The sequence below is a fragment of the Brevundimonas sp. genome (assembly GCF_047617075.1).
GTDB lineage: Bacteria > Pseudomonadota > Alphaproteobacteria > Caulobacterales > Caulobacteraceae > Brevundimonas.
This window is the reverse complement of record NZ_JBLGCI010000006.1, coordinates 78,018-98,121: the sequence shown is the minus strand read 5'-3', so window position 1 is coordinate 98,121 and position 20,104 is coordinate 78,018. Positions and strand designations below refer to the sequence as shown.

Below are 20,104 nucleotides of genomic sequence, written 5' to 3'. Positions count from 1 at the left end.
GCCTACTCCTGCCGCTCGATGGTGATGACGTAGGCGCCGGTGGCGTTGGGCGCATAGCTGTTGGCCCGCAGTGTGTACCAGCCCGCCTCGTCGAACTCGTGCTCGATCAGCGAGTTGGTGTCCGACAGGCTGTCGTCGTCCGAGGCGATGAGCACGAAATCCTCGGCCAATCCCTCGCCCAGGGCCAGGAAGGCGTCGAATTCGTTGGACACCATGGTCAGGCGAAGGCGGTCGCCTTCCGCCACCTGGAATCGGTAGTCGTCGTAGTAGCTGGTGTCCCCCGCCGCCATGCTGTCGGCCTCGGTCAGGTTCCCGCGCACGGTCGCGCCGATCATGATGCTGCCGGCCACCGGCGCCGGGCCGCGATCGGTTAGCTCCAGGGCGTAGAGGCCGCGCGCCGAGCCGCCCAGCGGCTGGGCCCGCACGATATAGTCGCCGGTTTCGGGGACAGTGAAGTTCAGGCGCGAGTTCAGCCCCTCGCCCAGCCCATCGTCGTCATAGGCCAGCGGGGCGAAATCCCCTTCCGCCGAGCCGATCTCCACATAGGTGTCGAAGTCGCCGGAGCGCATGACGATCTGGATCCGCTGCCCCTCCTCGCCGCGGAACCGGAAAGCGTCGAAGCGGCCGCCGGACGCACCCTGGGCGCTGTCGTCGGAAATCTCGCCCTCGACGCTCTGCCCGAAGGCCAAAGGCGCGGGTTCGGGGTCGGGCGCCACCTCGCTGACTTCGAGCGTATAGGGCCCGACACCCGAGCCGCCGAGCGACCGGGCGCGGAATTCATAGACGCCGCCCTCCTCGAAGGTGTGCACCAGCCGCGAATTAAGCCCCTCGCCCGCGCCGTCATCGTCCGAGGCGATGACCTCGAAACCGCTGGCGCCCTGACGGCCCAGCTCCACATAGGTGTCGAAATCGTCCGCCGACATGGCGAAGGCCACCCGCTGGCCCGCCTGGGCCGTGAAGGCGTAGCCAACATAGCCCGAGCCGTAGTCGTCCATGGTCGCCGTTTCGTCCAGAACGCCCTCGATCTCGTCGCCCACCGCCAGCGGCGTCAGGGGCACGGGCTCGGGGGCGTCGCTGAGCGCCAGAATGTAGGGCCCCTCGCCGCCGGACGACAGGGCGGCGGCCCGGATGACGTAGTCGCCCGTCTCGGGCGCCGTGAACAGGATGCGAGAGTTCAATCCGTCGTCGCCGTCGTCGTTGGACGCCAGTTCCTCGAAGGCCGCGCCAGACCCGCGCCCCACATAGAGCATGGGATCGAAGGCTTCCGCGACCAGACGAATCTGAACGCGCTCGGCCGCTTCAGCCCTGAACACATAGACGTCGTACAGTTCGTCATAGGCCATTTCGGGATCGCCGCCCCGGGTCAGTTCTCCCTCGACCTCGCCGCGCGGATCGATGCGGGCGGGCGCCGGTTCAACCGGCGCGGGCGCCCGTTCGGTCACGCTGAGCTGATAGGCGCCCTCGGCCTCGGCGGAGAACCCGCGCACCCGGACCCGGTAGGTTCCGTCGGCGTCAGGCGCGAAACGCAGCAGGGCATGGGGATAGCCGCCACCGTCGTCGTCGCTGGCGAGGAGCTCCGGATCGGCTTCACCGCCGTCGCGATAGACCGAGACATAGGAATCGAACGCGTCGGACGTCACGCCGATCTCGAACCGCCGTCCCGCCTCAGCCCGGAGCAGATAGTCGTCGTAAAGCTGCGCCTCGCCCGCCCATTCGCTGACCCGGCCGCTGGCGTCGCCCTGCTCCAGCGTGCCGTCGACGGTCTGGCCCGGGGTCAGCATGGGCGCGTCCTGGGCCATGGACGGGGCGGCCATGACCAGGGCCAGGGCGCTGGCGCAGGCGAGGCGGGTGCGGATGGACGACATGAGCGGATTCCCCCTTGAGTTCGGGGCTGATCATAGACGCCGAACCGGCGCGCCTGTAAATCGCCCCGCGCACACGATTTCTGACGAGGATCCCCATGGCCGAAGCGAAACGCATCGATGGCAAGGCTTTCGCCGAAAAGCTGGTGGACCGCATCACCCACGCCTCAGCCGATCTTCAGGCCCGTCACGGCCTCAAGCCCGGTCTGGCGGTGGTGATCGTCGGCGAGGACCCCGCCAGTCAAATCTATGTGCGCAACAAGGGCGAGAAGACCCAGGCCGCCGGCATGCGCTCGGACACCCACCGCCTGGCCGCCGAAACGACCCAGGATCAACTGCTGGACGTGATCGCGGACCTGAACGCGGACCCCGGCATTCATGGCGTTCTGGTGCAGCTGCCCTTGCCCGATCACATCGATTCCGCCGCCGTGCTGGGGGCCATCGATCCGGACAAGGACGTGGACGGCTTCCACGTGGTTAACGCGGGGCGGCTGGCCGTGGGCCTGCCGGGGCTGGTTCCCTGCACCCCGCTGGGCAGCGTCATGCTGCTGAAGGATCAGCTGGGCGACCTGACCGGTCTGAACGCGGTGATCGTCGGGCGCTCGAACATCGTTGGCAAGCCCATGGCCCAGCTGCTGCTGGCCGAAAGCTGCACCGTCACCGTCGCTCATTCCCGCACCCGCGATCTGCCCGCCCTGTGCCGCACCGCCGATATTCTGGTGGCCGCCGTGGGCCGGCCCGAGATGATCAAGGGCGACTGGATCAAGCCCGGCGTCACGGTCATCGACGTGGGCATCAACCGCGTGCCTTCCGCCGATCCCGAAAAGGCGGCCCAGGGCAAGACCCGCGTGGTGGGCGATGTGGCCTATGCCGAGGCGGTCGAGGTCGCCGGTGCGATCACGCCTGTGCCCGGCGGCGTCGGACCCATGACCATCGCCTGTCTGTTGCTGAACACCTACACGGCCGCGTGCCGGTCTGCGGGGCTGGAGCCCGCTCTGCCGGACGCTTGAACTCCTGTCATTGAAGGGGAATAGTCCTGTCAGGCAGGCGGGAGATTCCATCATGACGGCAAAGCGTTCCTGGGCGGGTCCGATCATCGCCCTGGCTATGGCGCCGGCGCTGGCCGGATGCGGCGTCAACGCCATTCCCACAAAGGAAGAGCGCGCCCGCGCCGCTTGGGGCGACGTGCAGAGCCAGTATCAGCGCCGCGCCGATCTGGTGCCCAATCTGGTGGCCACGGTGCAGGCCTCGGCGGTGCAGGAGCGCACCGTGCTGAACGAGGTGATCGAGGCCCGCGCCCGCGCGACTGCGGTCAATGTGACCCCCGAGAACGCCGCGGCCATGCAGGAATTCCAGGCGTCCCAGTCCGAACTGGCCGGCGCCCTTTCGCGCCTGCTGCTGGTGGTCGAGGCCTATCCGGAGCTTCAGTCCAACCGCAATTTCCTCGAACTGCAGTCCCAGCTTGAAGGCGCCGAGAACCGCATCGCCATCGCCCGCCGCGACTACAATGAGGCGGTCGCCGACTACAACACCGAGCTCCGCACCTTCCCCGGGGTGGTCTGGGCCAACACGATCCATGGCGCCTCCGAGCCCATGCAGCCGTTCCAGGCCACCGAGGCGGCGCAGACCGCGCCGGAGGTGAACTTCAATCTCGACGCCCCGCCCGCGTCGGCCGGACAGACCACGCCCGGCCAGTGAGAATCCGTCCGCTTCTCTGGATCATCGCCCTGGCGGCCGTCTGGCTGACGGCCCTGCCCGCCGTTTCGCAATCCTTCCCCGAACTGACCGGCCGGATCGTGGATGAGGCGCGCCTGCTGTCCGCCGAGCGGGAAGCGGTCCTGACCGAGCGTCTGGCGGCGCTCGAGGCAGAGACCAGCGATCAGCTGGTCGTGGTCACCGTGAACGATCTGCAGGGCTATCCCATCGAGGACTACGGCTATCGTCTGGGCCGCGCCTGGGGGATCGGCCAGGAGGAAGACGACAACGGCGTGCTGCTGATCGTGGCCCCCAACGAACGCAAGGTGCGCATTGAGGTCGGGTACGGGCTGGAGCCGATCCTGACCGACGCCCTGTCCGCGCGCATCATTCATGATGACATTCTGCCGGACTTTCGAACGGGCGGATTCGAGCGCGGCATCGAACAGGGCGTTGAAGCCATCGCCGCTCAGCTGACTCTTGACGAGGCCGAGGCGCTGGCGCGCGCCGCGGAGGCGGAAGGCCCCGAGCGCCGCATGGCCTGGGGCATTCTGGTGGTGGTGGCGGTGGTCATCGGGCTGGGCTTACTGGGCATCGTGCAGGCGGCGCGGGCGCCTGGACGGCGCGGGCGGGGGCGCCGCGACGGCTTGACCCCCATCCTGATCTGGGCCGCCAGCGAGGCGGCGCGCAGCCGCTCCAGCGGCGGGGGCGGATTCGGCGGGGGCGGCGGTTTCAGCGGCGGGGGTGGAAGCTTCGGCGGCGGCGGCGCCTCGGGGGGGTGGTGAGATGAAATTCGGTCTCGATGAACACGCCCGCATCAGCGCCGCCATCGCCCAGGCTGAAACCGCGACTTCGGGCGAAATCTTCTGCGTCTTCGCCCGGCGGGTCTCCAGTCATGTGGACGTGGTGCTGGCCTGGGCCGGCGCCCTGGCCCTGATCGCGCCCCTGCTGCTGATCCCGCTGGGATTCACCGCGGCGTCCCTGCCGGGCTTTGTGGATGGATGGACTGCGGGACACATGGCCGCGTCGGACCTGGCCATCGGCCTCAGCCTGTCGGCCTATGCGGCTGTGCAGGTGCTGGTGTTCGCCGTGGTCTGTCTGCTGGGCATGATCCCTACAGTGCGGCGCTGGATGACCCCGCGCACCGTGCGCGCGTCACGCTCTCGCCGCGCGGCCATGGCGCAGTTCCTGGCTCACGGGCTGCACGTGACCGAGAACCGCACGGGCGTGCTGATCTTCGCATGCGAGGCCGACCATCAGGTGGAAGTCATCGCTGACCAGAACATCCATCGCAAGGTGGACGCCGACGTGTGGATGGACGCCGCCGAGGCGCTGGCGCGCGGGCTGAAGGCGGATCAGGCGGCCGAGGGCTATGAACGCGCCGTGGCCCTGTGCGGCGCGGTGCTGGCCGAAAACTTCCCGCCGGACCCGCGCGACCGCAACGAATTGGCTGATCGGCTCGTTGAAATCTGATCGACGCGAACCCGCCGCCTTTTCGGCTCAAAAGGTTCATCTGAAAGGGCTAAGGGTTCCAGCTTCATGGCCCGACTTCTCACCTACAACGTGCACCGCTGCGTCGGCGTGGACCGCCAGCTGGACCCCGGCCGCATCGCCGCCGTCATCGCTGATCTGGAGCCGGACATCGTCTGTCTTCAGGAGCTGGACGTGGGCCGCGCCCGCACCGGGGGCGTCGATCAGGCCCATGTCATCGCCGAGCGACTGGACATGAGCTTCCAGTTTCACCCCGCTATGCGGGTGGAGAAGGAACTGTACGGCGACGCCATCCTGACCCGCCTGCCCGAAACCCTGGTGCGGGCCGACGCCCTGCCGACCCTGTCCGGCCTGAAGGGGCTGGAGCCGCGCGGCGCCCTGTGGAGTCTGATCCAGGTGGATGGCGTGGAGATCAACGTCATCAACACCCATCTGGGATTGATCCCTCGTGAGCAGCGCCTTCAGGCCTCGGCGCTCATGGGCAAGGCCTGGGCCGGGTCGCCCCAGTTGAAGGGTCCGGTGATCGTGACCGGGGATTTCAACGCCACCTCGATCACCCGCCCCTATCAGATCCTGACCCGCAAGCTAGATGACGCCCAGCGGCGTCTGAACCTGAAACCCAGTCTGAAGACCTTCCCGTCAGGCTTCCCGGCCATCCGCATCGACCACTGCTTCGTCAGCGAGGATGTTCGCGTCACCGGCGCGCGGACCGGGACATCGCCCCTGGCGCGGATGGCCTCGGATCACCTGCCGCTGGTGATCGATTTCGAGGTTTCGGCGGTCGGGGACTCCAGCCTGGCCTGACGGCTGCGCCGCCGCCTCAGCCACGGCCACCACGCGTCGTCGGAGCCGTGCGGGTCGCCGAACTGCCATTCGGCCACGAAGCGGTCGAAGCGGGTCGGCGGCTCCACGCCCAGCTGAACCAGACGATCTCCTCCGAAAGACAGGATCGCATGGCCGACGGACGGCGACAGGGCCTCAGCCGCCCCATAGGCCTCGCCGTCGACGGCCATGAAATGGGCGATCAGACGGTGTCTCAGCCGCCGCACGAAGGCGCGGCCCTCATCTGTGTCCGCCACCGTCGCCACATCGCACTCGGTGTCGAGGCCCTGCGATCTGTTGTTCAGATTGGTCGAGCCGATGCGCAGAAACTCATCGTCGATGATCGTCACCTTGGAATGGACGATGATCCGCTGCCCCTCCTCCGTGCGAGGACAGAAGGCGGTGAAGCGGTTCTCTTTATCCGCCGCCTCCAGCCGCATCAGAACCTCGGCCCGCGCGGTGTCCATGGTCAGGCGATCAAACCAGCTGGGGCTTTCGGTCGTGGAGACCAGCACGATCTCCGGCCCGCCCGGCTCGGCCAGCCGCTCGATCAGCGCCTGGGCGATCACCGGCGAGGTGAAATACTGGTTCTCAAGATAAATCAGTTTTTTGGCGCTGCGTATGGCGTCCAGATGCAGGGCCAGATTCTCCTTCACCGCCGGTCGGCGGCCCCAGGCGGGCTCGGTGCGGGCCACGCCGACCTCCACGTCGGTCAGGTCCGGCTCCACGCCCTCTGGCCAGGGATCCAGACCCTCCTGCTGGATCGGCAGAACCGCCTCGCGTGTGGCGCGGAACCAGCGCCGCCGGGCCAGATCGCCCAGCGCCTTTGCGGCCGGCCCGTCCATGACGCACATAACCTCGTGCCGGGGCGGACAGATACATCCCGAGGGCAGGCAACGACGGGGGTCCCCGTCCAGATGCTCCATGGAATCCCAGCGGTCCGTGGCGATGTCGCCGCCGCCGCAGAAGGCCACCGCGTCATCGATCACCACCACCTTCTGATGGTGGCACGCGCCGAGGGGGCCGGGGCTGTCCAGCCGGAAGTCCGCCGTGCGGCGGCGGAACCAGCGTTGGGCCCGCTGCGGAAAAAAGCCCTGAGACGCCGCGATCAGCAGCGGCGATTTCCAGATTAGCAGGCGGATGTCCAGGTCCGGGTTCTGCTTGATCATCATGCGAATCTGATGGCCGATCTCGGCCTGGCGATCACCGGGACGGGTCTCGGGGTTCAGCCGGGTGCGCGGATCAAACTGCCAGCCCAGCACCACGATGGAACGCTTGGCCTTGCTGAGTGCCGAGGACAGGGCGTCGAAATATGCGGCGTTCTCCACCAGGACGGAAAACCGGTTGGCGCGTTCAACGCGCCAGCACGTCTCGCCAGCCTTCAACCATGTGTCCTTCTGATCCATGCCCGCCCTATTGACGCGGTGTCGTGACGCTTTTTCGCGCGAACCGCGATCACTAGACGCGTCAGGGGCGCCAGAGTTCCGCGATCGCCCGAATATGGTCACGGTTGTTCATATGATCGGATGAGCGCATAATGGGGCCATGAGACAGGGGAGAGATCGGCGATGCAGACGCTGATCGAGTTCATTATCGGACTGGTCGCCGCCATCGCCGCCACGGCGCTGGCCCAGTTCGGCGTGGACGTGAATGCGCCACGGCAGACGGAACGCGAGGTTCGCCGCATCGTCGACTGCCCCGAGCCGGCCGCCGCCGCTGCGGTCAAGCCGCAAACGAAGAACTGCTGAACCCCCGGTATCGATTCGAGAATCCGGCCTCTTGCGCGCACGGCGTCTTTGCCTGACAGCCTCAAGCCGCTAGGTTCCCCCTTCGCGCGAAACCCATGACTGTCCGGCGAACCGCGCCGCCGGATCACGAGGCCCGTTCATGACCAAACGCAGCCGGCTGTCGACGAAACCGGAAGTTCCGGCCGAAGAGCCGGCCGCGGCCGTGGACACCGCGCCTGAAGCTGCGCCTGAACGGCCCCAACCAGAGCGGCCGATGTCCGAACGCCAGCGGCGCAGGCTCGCCGAACAGGAACGCAAGGCCCGCGAAGCCGAGGACGAGGAACAGCGCCTCGCTCGCGAGGCTGAGGAAGCCGCCGTCGCCGCCGCCATGGCCGACATCCGCGCCCAGATGGCGGACGACGCGCCGCAACCGCCCGCCACCCTGGACGAACCCCTGCCCGCAACCACGCCCGTTTCGCTTCCCGCCACCCATGCCGCGCCGAACGGCGGCCGCCACGCCTATCTGATCGCCGCCCTGGCCGTGGTCCTCTGGATCGGCGGCGTCGCCGCCTGGGCCGCGTTCCAGACCGGGGCCGGGCTCAGCGGACTCGACCCCCTGCAGATCGCCATCTACGCCCTGTTGGCCCTGGCGCCTGCCGGGCTGGCCATCCTGCTGGCGCAAGCGGTGCGTCAGGGCGCCTATCTGGCGGCCGAGACCCGCCGGGCCCGGGCCCTGGCCGACGCCATGGTGGCCCCCACCGCCCATGCAGCCGAACAGGCCGGGGGCATGGTCACCGCCCTGCGCGGCGACATCGATCAGGCCACCCTGGCGGTCGAGCGCGCCCGCAACGACCTGGCCGCCCTGCGTCAGGTTCTCGGCGAAGAAACGGAACGACTGACGGAAGCCGCCGAAACGGCCCAGCGATCCGCGCGGCGCCTGTCCGAACAACTGGGCGGCGAGCGGGTCAGCCTTCAGGCCCTGTCCGGCGAATTGGAGAAACAGGCCGCCGGCGTGCTGGACGCCGTGGAGCGCCAGTCCCGCATGGTGGCCGACGCCTCTGACCTGGCCCAGACCCAGCTGCGCGAGGCCGAGGCCGCCCTGGCCGCCCGCGCCGCCGACATGGCCGCCGCCGCCGGCGAGGCCCAGGACGCCGCCCGCCTGGCCGCTGACGATCTGTCACGCCAGACCTTGCGTCTGGAGAACGCCGGGTCCGGCGTCGCCGAACAGATCCAGTCGGTGGAGGAAGGCCTGGGTCAGCAGCGCGCCGCCCTGGTCACCGCCGCCTACGCCCTGCGCACCGATCAGGAGGACTTCTCCGCCCAGGTGGAGAGCCAGCGCGCCCAGTTGATCGAGACCCTGTCCGCCGCCCGCTCCGCCGGGGGCGAGTTGTCAGAGGCGTCATCGCGCAGCGCCGACGTCCTGCGCGACCTGGTGGAGGCCGCCGCCGACCAGTTCAAGGCCCTCAGCGAACTGTCCGCCCGCGAGGCCGACGCCTTCGACGGCGCCACCAGGAAGGCGCTGGACCGCTTCGAGGCTCTCGCCTCCGATGCGCGAGACACCGTGGCCGAGGAAGCCCGCCGCGCGCTGGAGACGCTCAACGCCGTGGCCGCCGAATCCCGCGCCGCCGCCGCCGAGGCCGCCGACATGGCCCAGGCCCGCGCCGACCGGCTGGGCGAAGCGCTGCACGCCGCCGCCGAACAGGCCGACCACGCCGCCGACAGCCGCATCGAGGGCGCCCGCCGCATCGTGGACGAGACCGCATCCCTGGTGGACGAGGCCGGCCAGCGCGCGACCGAGAAGCTGGAGCTGACCCTCGAACGTCTGAACGCCACCCTGCAGCAGGTGGACGAGGCCATGGGCGAGCTGGACGCCCGCGCCGCCCGCATGCCGGAGGAAGCCCGCAGCCGCATGGACGAGGTCCGCGCCACGGTGGAGGAAGGCCTGCGCGCCCTGTCCGACGCCTCGCGCAAGGCTGCCGAGGACACCGAGGCGCTGGACGCCGCTTTCCAGGACCGGGTGAAGCGCAACTACGACATGCTGTCCGAGGCCGTCCGTCTGATGGGCGTGGTGTCCGGCGACTCGCCCGTGGCCGCCCAGCGCCGCCGCGATCTCCTGGCGGACAAGGCGCCTGTTCAGGACAACAAGCCGACCAAGGGCGAGCCGCCCGCCGAGGAGCCTTCCGGCGGTTTCGGCCTGCGCGGTCGTCTCAAGCTCGAACCCGCCGCTTCATCCTCGAAGCGCGCCGAGGAAAAGCCCGCGCCGGACAAGGACCGCACCCTGGGCTGGAAGGATCTGGTGGACGACGGCGCCCCCGCAGAGGCGCCACTGGATCTGGATCAGCCCGTGGCGGACGACGAGACCCTGGGCGAGCGCATCACCCTGGCCATCCGCCGCATGGGCGTGGACCCCAACGCCCTGCTGCCCCGCTCACGGGTCGAGGAGGCCGCCGCCGCGTTCCAGGACCGCGAGCCGGACCGCGCGCGCCAGATCGTGCGCCGCGTGGCCCCCGCCGCCGTTCGCAGCGTCTCGCGCCGCGTGCTGAGCGATGCGGAATTGAAAGCCGACGCCGAACGCTATGTCCGCCAGATGTCGCGCCAGCTGGCCGAGGCGGCGCGCGAAGACGCAGAGGGCTATGCGGTGCTGTCCCGCCTCGCCACCGACGCCGGCCGCGCCTTCCTGCTGCTGGACGCCGCCGTGGGCGACCTGGCCTGATCCCACGACCCCTCGCAGATATCCGGGGCTTCAGCGATCAGCTGGGTAGAAAGCCGCTGTTCAGCTCAAGGCAGGGCCGCGAACTGCTCGACCTTGCTCGTCGGACCAGAAATGATCAGCAGATCGCCTTCGATCACGAGGGTGTCCGGCTTCGCATAGGTGAAATCCTGACGCGGGCGCTTCACGCCGACCACTGTAATTCCGTAACGGGTCCGCAGGGCCGATTGCTCCAGCGTCTTGCCGATAGACTCGCGCGGCGGACGGGTTTTCACGATGGCGAAGTCATCGTCGAACTCGATGAAGTCGATCATCTTGCCGGTGACCAGATGCGCGACCCGCTCGCCCATCGCGGCCTCGGGAAAGACCACATGATGAGCGCCGGTCTTTTCCAGAATCTTACCGTGGTTGGCGCTCACCGCTTTGGCCCAGATGTCGGGCACGCCCAGCTCGCTCAGGGCCAGCACCGTCAGCACGCTGGCCTCGATGTCCGAGCCGATGGCGACGACCGCATGCAGAAAATCCTGTGCGCCCAATTTGCGCAGGGCGTCGATATTGCGGCTGTCCGCCTGCACCACATGGGTCAGTTGCTCGGACCAGCTCTGAACGAGAGACAGGTCCTCGTCGATGGCGAGGATATCGTGTCCCATGTGGGTCAGACTCTGCGCCACGGCGCCGCCGAAGCGGCCAAGTCCGATGACGAGGACGCTGTTGCCCCGGGTCTTTTTTGATCTAGCCAACGATTGGGCGCTCCTGAGGGTAACGATAGGGGACGTGGCGGGTCCGCAGCGCCAGGGCCGCGGCCACCGTTATGGTGCCGACCCGGCCCACGAACATGAGGGCGATGAGGATCGACTGGGCGGCCGGCGGCAGGTCGGCGGTGATGCCCGTGCTCAGTCCGACGGTCGCGAAGGCGGAGATCACCTCGAACAGCACCCGGTCCAGGGGAAAGGTGGTCATCGAAAGGATGGCAAGCGTGGCGAGGCCCACAAGACCCACGGCCATCAGCACGACCGCCAGCGCCTGACGCTGCACATCGGGGCAGATGCGACGCTTGAAGACGGTGACGTCCGCCCGGCCGCGGATTTCCGCCCAGACCACGACGCCGAGCAGCAGGAATGTCGTTACCTTGATGCCGCCTGCGGTGCCCGCGCTGCCCCCGCCGATCAGCATCAGCCCATCGGTGAAAAGCAGGGTCTCGGGCCGCATCTGGCCCACATCCACGGCGTTGAATCCCGCCGTCCGGCTCATCACCGAATGGGTGAAGGCGTTCAGCACCTTGCCGCCCGTGGTGAAGTCGCCGATCGTCGCGCCGTTGTTCCATTCCGCGACCAGCACCGCGAAAAATCCCGCAATCAGCAGGAAGACGGTGCCGTAGATCGTCAGTCGAGCGTGGATGGACCACTGGTCCGGCTTTCGCCAATCCCCCCGGAGCTCATTGATCACGGGAAAGCCCAGGCCGCTGACGATGATGGCGACGGTCAACGGCAGGAGGATCACGGGGTCGAGCGCAAACTGCACCAGGCTATCCGAATAGGTGGAGAAGCCGGCGTTGTTGAAGGCGGAAACGGCGTGAAAAAGCCCGTTCCAGATCGCCGCCCCCCACGGCTCCCCGTAGGTCATGTGGAGGCGCAGGATGATCACCACCGCGACCACGGCCTCGAACAGGACGGTGACGCCCAAGATCGTGGCCAGCACGCTCTTCACGTCGCCGAGGGTCAGGCTCTTGGTTTCCGCCTGAACCACCAGCCGCCGCCCCAGCCGCATGCGCCGGGTGATCATCAGCCCGAGCAGCGTAGCCCCGGCCATGATTCCGAAGCCTCCCACCTGAAACAGGGCCATGATCACACCCTGGCCGAAGGGCGTCCAATAGGTGGCGGTGTCGACGACGATCAGCCCTGTGACGCAAACGGCCGATGTGGCCGTGAACAACGCTGTCAGGAACGGCGCGACCTGCCCGTCGGCGCTCGACAACGGCAGCAGGAGCAGGATCGTTCCGACGACGATGGTCGCCAGAAACGCCAGGGGGACGATCCGCGCGGGATGATCCAGAATGGGTCGTCGCAAGGCTCGTCTCCGGCAATCGAGCGCGGGTTATACCCAAACGGCGCCGTAGGGAAGCGCCCGACTGTCCACGTCAGCAATTGTCGTCGTGCGGATCACCGCAACCGATCAGCCCTGTGCGCGAGGCGACCTGCCGGATTACGCAGGGCCCGTTCTCCACCCACAGCGGCTTTCCGGACGTCGCCGATAAGCACCTCGCCCGCCTCACCCGTGAGGACATGATCAGTCCGCGCCCAGCTCCGCCAGCAGGTGATCCATGCCGTAGATGTTGCGCAGGGCCTCGGTCACGGCCTGGGTCGTGACAATGACGCTGCGGTTGACGTTAATGTCATAGCCGTAGGCGTTGCGCTGGGTCAGGACGGTGGAGTCGAAATTGGCCCCGATGATCTCGCCCCGGGCATTGATGGCGGGCGAGCCTGACGAGCCGCCGATGGTGTCGGTGGACACCGACATGTTCATCACCGCGTCCATGTCGATGCGGTCGCGGGCGGCGGCGATGCGCGGGGTGATGACGAAGGGATCGGCGCCGGTGGCCCGGTCGAACAGGCCCGCGAAGGTGGTCAGCGGCTCCACGGTCCGGCCCTCGTAGGTCCAGCCCTCCACCTTGCCGAAGCTGAGGCGAAGCGTGCCGGTGGCGTCCGGATAGACGTCGTCGCCGTAGACGGCGAAGCGGGCGGCGGCCAGCGCCTCAGACGCCCGCGCGGTCGGGGCCTCAACCTCGGCCTCCCACTGCTCGCGCACGGGGCGGTTGATGGGCTGCATGGCCAGGGCCAGGCGGATCATGGGGTCGTCGCTGGCCTCAATGGCCTCAAGCCCGCCCTCCCACAGGGCGCGGCGCACGGCGGGGTCGCCCAGGGTCGAGCCGGACGCCAGCCGCTCGGCCATGCCCTCGGGGGATTCATCGCCCAGCAGGGCGCGGACCCGCGGATCGTCCACGGTCAGGATCTCGCGCGTCTTGGACAGCCACCAGCTCAGTTGAAGCTCGTCCAGCGCCGGATAGGTTGGCAGATCCGCGAACAGGCGCTGCTGCACCAGCGGCAGACGGCTGTCGGCGAATTCGGGCAGACGCTCGCCCGACGGCTTGCCGCGCTCCTGGGCGGCGCGGACGAGGGTCTGGGCGAAGGCGAACAGGCGCGACCCGCCGCCGGCGCGGCCCTCAAGCAGGCTGTAGGCGGGATAGAGCCGCGCCTGCACCGGCTGGATTTCCGCCAGCGTCGACCACGGATCACCCGCCTCGGCCGCCAGGGCCGGGTCAGCTGCGACGCGGGCGCGGAACTCTTCTTCCGCCACCTGACGCCGTCCCATGAACTCGCCGTCGATCAGGGCGCGCATGCGGCCCATGCCGCGCTTGTAGGTGTTCTCCACCCCCGACAGGGCGGACGAGGCGATGAAGCGGTTCTCGTCGCTTTCCTGCGAGAAGCGGATCAGGCGCCCGCGCAGCTCGGACGCGATCAGCTGGTCCATGGGCAGGATCACATCGCGCACCGTGGCCAGCTGATCCTGGGTCAGCAGGCGCTGGGTCGAGCCCGGCGTGCCCGAGACGAACACCGCCTCGCCCGGCGTCGGCGCATCGGCGTTCCAGGTGAAGTGGGTCTCGGTCGCGACCGGCTGGTCGTTTTCGTAAAGGCGCAGGAAGGCCGCATCCAGGGCGAAGCGGGGAAAGCTGAAATTGTCCAGATCGCCGCCGAAGGACGAGGCCCGCTCTTCCGGCGCGAAGGCCAGGCGCACGTCCGGATATTTGCGGAAGGTGTAGAGCTTGAACTGCCCGCCCCGGTACAGGCTGACCACCTGACACCGCAGGTCATCCCGGCCCTCGCAGGCTTCGCTCTCGATGGCGGCGGATTCGGCGTCGCGGGCGCGGGTGAAGGCGGAACCGTCCAGCCCCTCGCCCGCCGCCTGCATGCGGTCGGTCACGTCGGAGATGTCGATCAGCACCTCCGCCTGCATGCCGGGGCAGCGGCGCTCCTCTTCACGGCTGGCGGGGGTGAAGCCGGTCTCCGCATACTGCACCTCGGGCGTCGAGATGTTCTGCACACAGGAGGCGACGCAGTGATTGTTGGTCATCACCAGCCCTTCCCCCGACACGATTCCGGCGGAACAGCCCGTGGTCAGGCGCACCGACGACAGGCGCGCATGGTCCAGCCACGCCTGATCGATATCCGTCCCCAGCGCCGTGTTGGCCCGCTGGATGGGGAAGTTGTCATAGGTCCACATGCCCTCTTCGGCCGAGACCGAAGACGCGGCGGCCAGGGCCAGAACGGCGGCGGAAGCGGTGAGGAACAGGCGCATGGGGGATCTCCCGGAATAACTCTCCTCCCCATCGACACGATGGGGAGGTGGCGCGGCGCGAATACGCGCCGTGACGGAGGGGGCGGCGCGAGCCGTCAGTGATTGGCGTCTCATGAACTTGAAACCGAGACGCCCCCTCCACCACCCGGCTCCGCCGGGCGGTCCCCCTCCCCATGGCAGGGCATGGGGAGGAGATATAGGCTTACTCCACGCCCAGCTCTTCCAGCAGGCGCGGCAGACGATAGACCGTGCGCAGGGCCTCGGTCACGGCGGCGGTGGAGACCGACACCGTACGGTTCAGCTCGCCGTCATAGCCGAACGCGCCGCCCAGCGAGTGGATGTTGCCGTCGAACGCCGTGCCGATCACCTCGCCGTCGGCGTTGATGACCGGCGAGCCCGAGTTGCCGCCGATGATGTCGTTGGTGGAGACGAAGTCGAACACAGTTTCCTGGTTCACCACATCCTCCGCCTCGGCCCAGCGGGGCGCCAGATTGTAGGGCTCGGCCCCGGTGGCCCGCTCATACAGGCCGCCGATGTAGGTCATGGGCGGCACGTCGACGCCGCGATAGCTCCAGCCTTCGACCGCGCCGTAGCTGAGACGCAGGCTGAAGGTGGCGTCGGGGTACTGGCTGTCGCCATAGACCGCGAAGCGGGCCTGGGCGATGCGCTCTGCGGCCTGGCCGGTGGGGGCGGACACGCGCTGCTCCCACTGGGCGCGGGGCTCGCGGCCCAGGCCCTCGGTGCGCAGCACGAACTGGATCATGGGGTCGTTGGAGGCTTCCACCGCCTCCAGCCCGCCGTCGAACAGGGCGGTGCGCACGGCCGGATCGGTCAAGGTCGTGCTGGTCGCCAGACGTTCCGCCAGGCCCTCGGGGCTCTCATCGCCCAGCAGGGTCTGAACCGACGGATTGTCGGTGGTCAGATATTCGCGGGTCTTGGACAGCCAGAAGCCCAGCAGCAGTTGCTCAAGCTCGGGCGACACCGGCGTTTCATCCGCCAGGCGGCGGCGCAGGTTGGTCAGGCCGGTTTCCGAGGCGTACTCGGGCAGACGTTCACCGGCAGGCTTGGCGCCTTCCCGCGCCGCGCGAACGATGGCGCGGGCGTAGGCGTAAAGGGTCGAACCGCCGCCGGCCGCCGATTCCAGCTGGCGATACGGCAGATACAGTTCCTCGACGTCCGACTGGACCGCCTCCAGTTCCGCCCACGGGTCGCCGATGCGCTCGGCGAGCGCCGGATCGGCCGCCACGGCGGCGCGCAGCTCGGCCTCCTGCTCCCGCTTCGTTCCCATGAAGTCCGCGTCGTTCAGGGCCAGCTGCTGGCCGTAGAAGGCCTTGAAGCTGTTCTCCACGCCGAACAGGGTGTCCAGCGCCACGCGCTCCTGCTCCTCGCCGCGCTCGCCGAAGGCGATCAGACGGCCGCGAAGCTCAGAACGTTGCAGCTGGCTGACGGGAATCTGCTGGTCGCGCAGGTTCTCCAGCTGGGCCACGGTCAGCAGACGCGAGGTGGAGCCCGGGTTGCCGGCGACGAACACCGGCTCACCCTCGGTCGGCGGCGCGGGATTCCAGGTCAGGTGGTTCGGGGTCTGGACCAGCTCGCCGTTCTCGTAGAGGCGCAGGAAGGCCGCATCCAGGGCGTAGCGGGGATAGTTGAAATTGTCCGGATCGCCGCCGAAGAACGCCGCCTGGATTTCCGGCGCGAACGCCAGCCGGACGTCCGAATAGTTGCGGTACTCGTAAAGGGCGTAACGCCCGCCGCGATAGAAGCTGATCACCTGGCAGGTGCGGGTGTCGTCGTCGCCGCAGGCCTCTTCCTGAATGGCGCGGGTGGCTGCGCTGCGGGCCTGCACATAGGCCGAGCCTTCAAGCCCCTCGCCCGCCGCCAGCACCTGATCGGTCACGTCGGTGATTTCGGTCAGGATCTGGGCCTGGACGCCGGGGCACTGGCGCTCTTCCTCGCGGGTGGCGGGCATCCAGCCGTTCTGGACATAGTCGTTCTGGGCGTCCGACAGATCCTGGGCGCAGGACACAACGCAGTGGTGATTGGTCAGCACCAGCCCCTCGCCCGACACGACCGAGGCCGAACAGCCGCTGGACAGGCGCACCGCCGCGCCGCGCACAGTGTCCAGCCAGGCTTGATCGATATTCGTGCCGTACTTCTCGTTCACCGTGGCGGCGGGGAAGTTGTCGAAGGTCCACATGCCCTCGTCAGCCTGAGCTGCGGACGATGCGAAAGCGGCCAAAGCCAGGGCGGCGGCGGAAACGGTGAGTCGAAGCGACATTGCGAAAGGCTCCCTGAGTGCGCCGATCATCTGCGGCGCTTGTCGGCGAACTGACTAGCAAGGCCGCGTCCGCCGCGCCAGCATTCAGCCTGCCGCCTTGATGTGAAAGAGAAAACCGCTCGTCTTTCCGACCCTTACCCCGATTTAACTTGGCCCGGCGAACGCTGGCCGTCAGACAGGGGGACAACGAAGGGGGTTCGATGTCACTCGCGCTTGCAACGCTGCTCTACGAATGGCGCCGCTACATGGCCGCGGTCATGGCGCTGGCCCTGTCCGGCCTGCTGGTGCTGGCCATGACCGGCGTGTTCATCGGCATCGGCAAGGGCTTCACGGCGGCCATCGAGCGGTCGAGCGCGGACGTCATCATCATGCAGCCGGGCGCGACACAGCTGTTCGGCGGCTCCATGGGCGTGCCGCGTCGCTTCATTCCGCTGGCCTACAACCACCCCGAGGTGGTCGAGGTCCGGGCCCTCGAGATCAACGGCGGCAGCCTGCAGAACGTCCGCAACGTCGATCCGACCATGAGCCAGGCCGAACGCGCCAAGCAGGGGGCCTCGCGGTCGCGGCAGGTGATGGTCAACGTCATCGACACCCAGCCGGGATCCGTCACCATCCCGGTCGACTATTCGGATGAACTGGTCGCGGCGCTGCGTCAGCCCTACACCATCGCCGTGGACGAGACGGCGCTGGGCACCCTGGGGGTCCAGCTGGGCGACCGCGCGATCTACAACGGGCAGACCGTCACCGTCGTCGGCGTGCTGCGCGGCTACCCCAACATGATGCAGCCCACCATCGTCATGTCGCGCGATTCGCTGCGCATGCTGGGTCAGTCGTGGGGCAACACCATGGGCGGCCCGCTGATGATCAAGCTGCGCGACCCGGCGCAGTCGGACATCGTGGCCGCTCAGCTGAATGACATGGGCGACGGCCGCTGGCGCGCCTGGACCCGTCAGGAGTTGGCCCAGGCCAACGCCAGGTCGATGTTCGAGGAAGGCATACTGGTCATCATCATCGGGGGTTGCGTGGTGCTGGGCACCATCATCGGCGTGGCCATCACCTGGCAGACCCTACGCGGCGCCATCATGGCCAACATCAAGGAATTCGCCTCCCTGCGCGCGCTGGGCGTCAGCATGGGGTCGCTGCGCCGGATCGTGCTGGAGCTCAGCTTCTGGGTCGGCCTTGTGGGCGTCGCCGCCGCGATCTTCCTGACCTGGCTGCTGTCGCTGCTGGCCCGGCTTGGAGCCGTGATCATCGCCCTGCCCATTTCGCTGCTGATCGTGGTCGGCGTCGGCCTGATCATCATCTCCATGGGATCCGGCCTGCTGTCCCTGGGCGTCCTCAAGAAGAGCCAACCGGCGGACCTGCTGCGATGAACACCCACACGACAATTCACGGCAAGCATGGCGACTACGCCATTGAGGCCAAGGGTCTGGTCAAGCGGTTCAAGTCCGGCCGCGCCTTCGTCGAGGTGCTGAAGGGCGTCGACTTCGACGCGCGCCACGGTGATCTGACCATGGTCATGGGCCCGTCCGGCTCCGGCAAATCCACCCTGATCGCGGCGCTGTCCGGCTTGCTCAGGCCCGAGGAAGGTCAGGTGGACGCCCTGGACGTCGACGATCTGTGGCAACTGCCTTCCGGCCGGATCGACCGGTTCCGACTGGAAAACTGCGGGTTCATCTTTCAGGGCTTCAACCTGTTTCCGGCGCTCACCGCCCTGCAGCAGGTCACCACGGTGCTGAAGTATCAGGGCCTGTCCAAGGGCGACGCGCGCCGTCAGGCCTCGGCGACCCTCGAGGAAGTGGGACTGGGGCACCGCCTTCATCAGAAGCCCTCCGCCCTCTCCGGCGGCGAGAAACAACGCGTGGCTATCGCCCGCGCCTTGGCCAAGAACCCGAAGATTCTATTCGCGGACGAACCCACCTCGGCGCTGGACGGCGAGAACGGCCAGGTGGTGATCCGCCTGCTGCGCCGGGCCGCCACCGAACACGGCGCGGCGGTGATCTGCGTCACCCACGACCCCAGGCTGGAAGCTTGGGCCGACCGCGTCATCCACATCGAAGACGGCCGAATCCTGGACGATCAGCGACGGACGCCCGAGGCGAACCCCGTCCTGGCCTCGGCTCACTAGGACCAGAGAGAACAGAACCCATGTCCATCCCCGGTTTCCTCAAGAAGAAGCGCATCTGGATCGGCCTCATCGTGGTCATCCTTCTGGTCGTCGCCTTCATGTTCATGCAGGCCCAGGGCCGACAGCGGCAGGCCGCCGCCGAAGCCGCCGCCGCCGCCGCGCCTGAAAGCCCCTACGCCGCCATCGCCAACGGCAAGGCGGATGTGGAGGGCGGCGTCATTCAGGTGGCCGCCCGCCGCGGCGGCGTGGTTCGCGAGGTCTATGTCAACGAGGGCGACCGCGTCACCGCCGGCCAGATTCTCGCCCGTCAGGAAGATGACGAGCCGCGTCTGGCCGTCCAGCGCGCCACCGCCGAGGTGGCCCAGGCTCGATCGCAGCTGGCCGCCATCGAGGTGGACCTGAACACCGCCCGTCGCGAGTTCGAGCGCATGAACCGTCTGGCGGACAGCAACTTCATCGCCGCCCAGAGGCTGGACCAGGCCCGCGACGCCATCGCCATGGCCGAAGCCCGCATGAGCAGCCAGCGCGCCTCGGTGCAGACCGCCCAGGCCCGCCTGAACGAGGCGCAGTACAACCTGGAACTGACCGCCATCCGCGCGCCAATGGATGGCCGTATCGCCCGCCGCTACGCCCAGCCGGGGGCCGGCGCCTCGACCCTGAACGTCTCCAACATGTTCGACCTGGAGCCGGACACGGACCGCATCGTCCGCGCCGAGATCGTCGAGTCCGACATTCCCAACGTCACCATCGGCCAGGAGGTGGAGATCACGCCGGAAGGGGACTCCAGCGAGGTCTATGTGGGCCGGGTGCTGCGCCGCGCGGGGCTGTTCGGCGCCCGTCGCCTGCAATCGGACGACCCGTCCCAGCGCGCTGACGAACGGGTGGTGGAAGTGGTCGTCTCGGCCGACGACGCCCCCTTCCTCATCGGCCAGCGTGTGCTGGTGAAATTCATGAAGCCGGGCGAGACCGCCGGCGCAGAGCGCGAAGTCAGCGTCGGCGTCGGACCGGATCAGGCGATGCGTACGCCGGAATAGAGGA

At 68.2% G+C, this 20,104-nt stretch carries 16 protein-coding genes; 10 read left to right on the top strand and 6 right to left on the bottom strand.

Translation table 11 applies throughout. The features are described 5' to 3' along the window. Window positions 1-2 precede the first annotated feature (2 nt). The gene (locus ACI8U3_RS08295) at window positions 3-1,865 is read right to left on the bottom strand and encodes a PPC domain-containing protein (protein ID WP_415014396.1); all 1,863 of its coding nucleotides are present in this window, start codon (window positions 1,863-1,865) and stop codon (window positions 3-5) included. A 95-nt stretch (window positions 1,866-1,960) separates the two neighbouring features. Here ACI8U3_RS08295 and folD point away from each other — a divergent pair, with 95 nt between their 5' ends. From folD to ACI8U3_RS08270, 5 genes are all read left to right on the top strand, one after another. Next, window positions 1,961-2,872, top strand: a complete 912-nt coding sequence (gene folD / locus ACI8U3_RS08290; RefSeq protein ID WP_415014395.1) for a bifunctional methylenetetrahydrofolate dehydrogenase/methenyltetrahydrofolate cyclohydrolase FolD — start codon at window positions 1,961-1,963, stop codon at window positions 2,870-2,872. 52 nt (window positions 2,873-2,924) lie between these two features. Then, the gene (locus ACI8U3_RS08285; RefSeq protein ID WP_415014394.1) at window positions 2,925-3,560 is read left to right on the top strand and encodes a LemA family protein; all 636 of its coding nucleotides are present in this window, start codon (window positions 2,925-2,927) and stop codon (window positions 3,558-3,560) included. After that, entirely contained in the window at window positions 3,557-4,342 is a 786-nt protein-coding gene (locus tag ACI8U3_RS08280; RefSeq protein WP_415014393.1) for a TPM domain-containing protein, read from the top strand. Before ACI8U3_RS08285 ends, ACI8U3_RS08280 begins: the two co-directional genes overlap by 4 nt. Before the next feature lies 1 nt (window position 4,343). Further along, window positions 4,344-5,030: a TPM domain-containing protein gene (locus ACI8U3_RS08275; RefSeq protein WP_415014392.1), complete on the top strand. Its 687-nt coding sequence runs from the start codon at window positions 4,344-4,346 to the stop codon at window positions 5,028-5,030. Between the two features lie 66 nt (window positions 5,031-5,096). Continuing rightward, the gene (locus ACI8U3_RS08270; protein WP_415014391.1) at window positions 5,097-5,852 is read left to right on the top strand and encodes an endonuclease/exonuclease/phosphatase family protein; all 756 of its coding nucleotides are present in this window, start codon (window positions 5,097-5,099) and stop codon (window positions 5,850-5,852) included. Here ACI8U3_RS08270 and ACI8U3_RS08265 read toward each other — a convergent pair. After that, window positions 5,792-7,276 carry a phospholipase D-like domain-containing protein gene (locus ACI8U3_RS08265; protein WP_415014390.1) on the bottom strand — a complete coding sequence of 495 codons (1,485 nt, stop codon included), beginning with the start codon at window positions 7,274-7,276 and terminating at the stop codon, window positions 5,792-5,794. The genes ACI8U3_RS08270 and ACI8U3_RS08265 overlap by 61 nt on opposite strands. A 162-nt stretch (window positions 7,277-7,438) precedes the next feature. Between ACI8U3_RS08265 and ACI8U3_RS08260 the strand changes: the two genes are divergently transcribed. Next, on the top strand, window positions 7,439-7,618 hold the full coding sequence (locus ACI8U3_RS08260; protein WP_415014389.1) for a hypothetical protein: 180 nt from the start codon (window positions 7,439-7,441) through the stop codon (window positions 7,616-7,618). 139 nt (window positions 7,619-7,757) lie between these two features. After that, the gene (locus ACI8U3_RS08255) at window positions 7,758-10,310 is read left to right on the top strand and encodes a tipN (RefSeq protein ID WP_415014388.1); all 2,553 of its coding nucleotides are present in this window, start codon (window positions 7,758-7,760) and stop codon (window positions 10,308-10,310) included. 65 nt (window positions 10,311-10,375) lie between these two features. On the opposite strand, the gene ACI8U3_RS08250 is transcribed toward ACI8U3_RS08255, so the two are convergent. The 4 genes from ACI8U3_RS08250 to ACI8U3_RS08235 form a co-directional block, all read right to left on the bottom strand. Further along, on the bottom strand, window positions 10,376-11,047 hold the full coding sequence (locus ACI8U3_RS08250; RefSeq protein WP_415014387.1) for a potassium channel family protein: 672 nt from the start codon (window positions 11,045-11,047) through the stop codon (window positions 10,376-10,378). After that, entirely contained in the window at window positions 11,040-12,374 is a 1,335-nt protein-coding gene (locus ACI8U3_RS08245; RefSeq protein ID WP_415014386.1) for a TrkH family potassium uptake protein, read from the bottom strand. The genes ACI8U3_RS08250 and ACI8U3_RS08245 overlap by 8 nt, the downstream gene beginning before the upstream one ends. Window positions 12,375-12,593: 219 nt before the next feature. After that, window positions 12,594-14,660, bottom strand: coding sequence for a S46 family peptidase (locus tag ACI8U3_RS08240; RefSeq protein ID WP_415014385.1), 2,067 nt, complete (start codon window positions 14,658-14,660; stop codon window positions 12,594-12,596). Window positions 14,661-14,862: 202 nt separating this feature from the next. After that, window positions 14,863-16,938 (bottom strand): S46 family peptidase, encoded by a 2,076-nt coding sequence (locus ACI8U3_RS08235; RefSeq protein ID WP_415014384.1) that lies wholly within the window; start codon window positions 16,936-16,938, stop codon window positions 14,863-14,865. A gap of 200 nt (window positions 16,939-17,138) precedes the next feature. On the opposite strand from ACI8U3_RS08235, the gene ACI8U3_RS08230 reads away from it, so the two are divergent. From ACI8U3_RS08230 to ACI8U3_RS08220, 3 genes are read left to right on the top strand one after another with little or no spacing between them, the layout of a single operon-like run. Then, window positions 17,139-18,311 carry an ABC transporter permease gene (locus ACI8U3_RS08230; protein WP_415014383.1) on the top strand — a complete coding sequence of 391 codons (1,173 nt, stop codon included), beginning with the start codon at window positions 17,139-17,141 and terminating at the stop codon, window positions 18,309-18,311. Next, entirely contained in the window at window positions 18,308-19,066 is a 759-nt protein-coding gene (locus ACI8U3_RS08225; RefSeq protein WP_415014382.1) for an ABC transporter ATP-binding protein, read from the top strand. The genes ACI8U3_RS08230 and ACI8U3_RS08225 overlap by 4 nt, the downstream gene beginning before the upstream one ends. Window positions 19,067-19,092: 26 nt before the next feature. Beyond that, on the top strand, window positions 19,093-20,100 hold the full coding sequence (locus tag ACI8U3_RS08220) for an HlyD family secretion protein (protein ID WP_415014535.1): 1,008 nt from the start codon (window positions 19,093-19,095) through the stop codon (window positions 20,098-20,100). The last annotated feature ends 4 nt before the right edge of the window (window positions 20,101-20,104 follow it).

Bases quoted from the DNA above. Each gene is read 5' to 3' on its own strand.
- ACI8U3_RS08295 (WP_415014396.1), bottom strand. From the start codon at position 1,865: ATGTCGTCCATCCGCACCCGCCTCGCCTGCGCCAGCGCCCTGGCCCTG.
- folD (WP_415014395.1), top strand. From the start codon at position 1,961: ATGGCCGAAGCGAAACGCATCGATGGCAAGGCTTTCGCCGAAAAGCTG.
- ACI8U3_RS08285 (WP_415014394.1), top strand. From the start codon at position 2,925: ATGACGGCAAAGCGTTCCTGGGCGGGTCCGATCATCGCCCTGGCTATG.
- ACI8U3_RS08275 (WP_415014392.1), top strand. From the start codon at position 4,344: ATGAAATTCGGTCTCGATGAACACGCCCGCATCAGCGCCGCCATCGCC.
- ACI8U3_RS08270 (WP_415014391.1), top strand. From the start codon at position 5,097: ATGGCCCGACTTCTCACCTACAACGTGCACCGCTGCGTCGGCGTGGAC.
- ACI8U3_RS08265 (WP_415014390.1), bottom strand. From the start codon at position 7,276: ATGGATCAGAAGGACACATGGTTGAAGGCTGGCGAGACGTGCTGGCGC.
- ACI8U3_RS08260 (WP_415014389.1), top strand. From the start codon at position 7,439: ATGCAGACGCTGATCGAGTTCATTATCGGACTGGTCGCCGCCATCGCC.
- ACI8U3_RS08255 (WP_415014388.1), top strand. From the start codon at position 7,758: ATGACCAAACGCAGCCGGCTGTCGACGAAACCGGAAGTTCCGGCCGAA.
- ACI8U3_RS08240 (WP_415014385.1), bottom strand. From the start codon at position 14,660: ATGCGCCTGTTCCTCACCGCTTCCGCCGCCGTTCTGGCCCTGGCCGCC.
- ACI8U3_RS08235 (WP_415014384.1), bottom strand. From the start codon at position 16,938: ATGTCGCTTCGACTCACCGTTTCCGCCGCCGCCCTGGCTTTGGCCGCT.
- ACI8U3_RS08230 (WP_415014383.1), top strand. From the start codon at position 17,139: ATGTCACTCGCGCTTGCAACGCTGCTCTACGAATGGCGCCGCTACATG.
- ACI8U3_RS08225 (WP_415014382.1), top strand. From the start codon at position 18,308: ATGAACACCCACACGACAATTCACGGCAAGCATGGCGACTACGCCATT.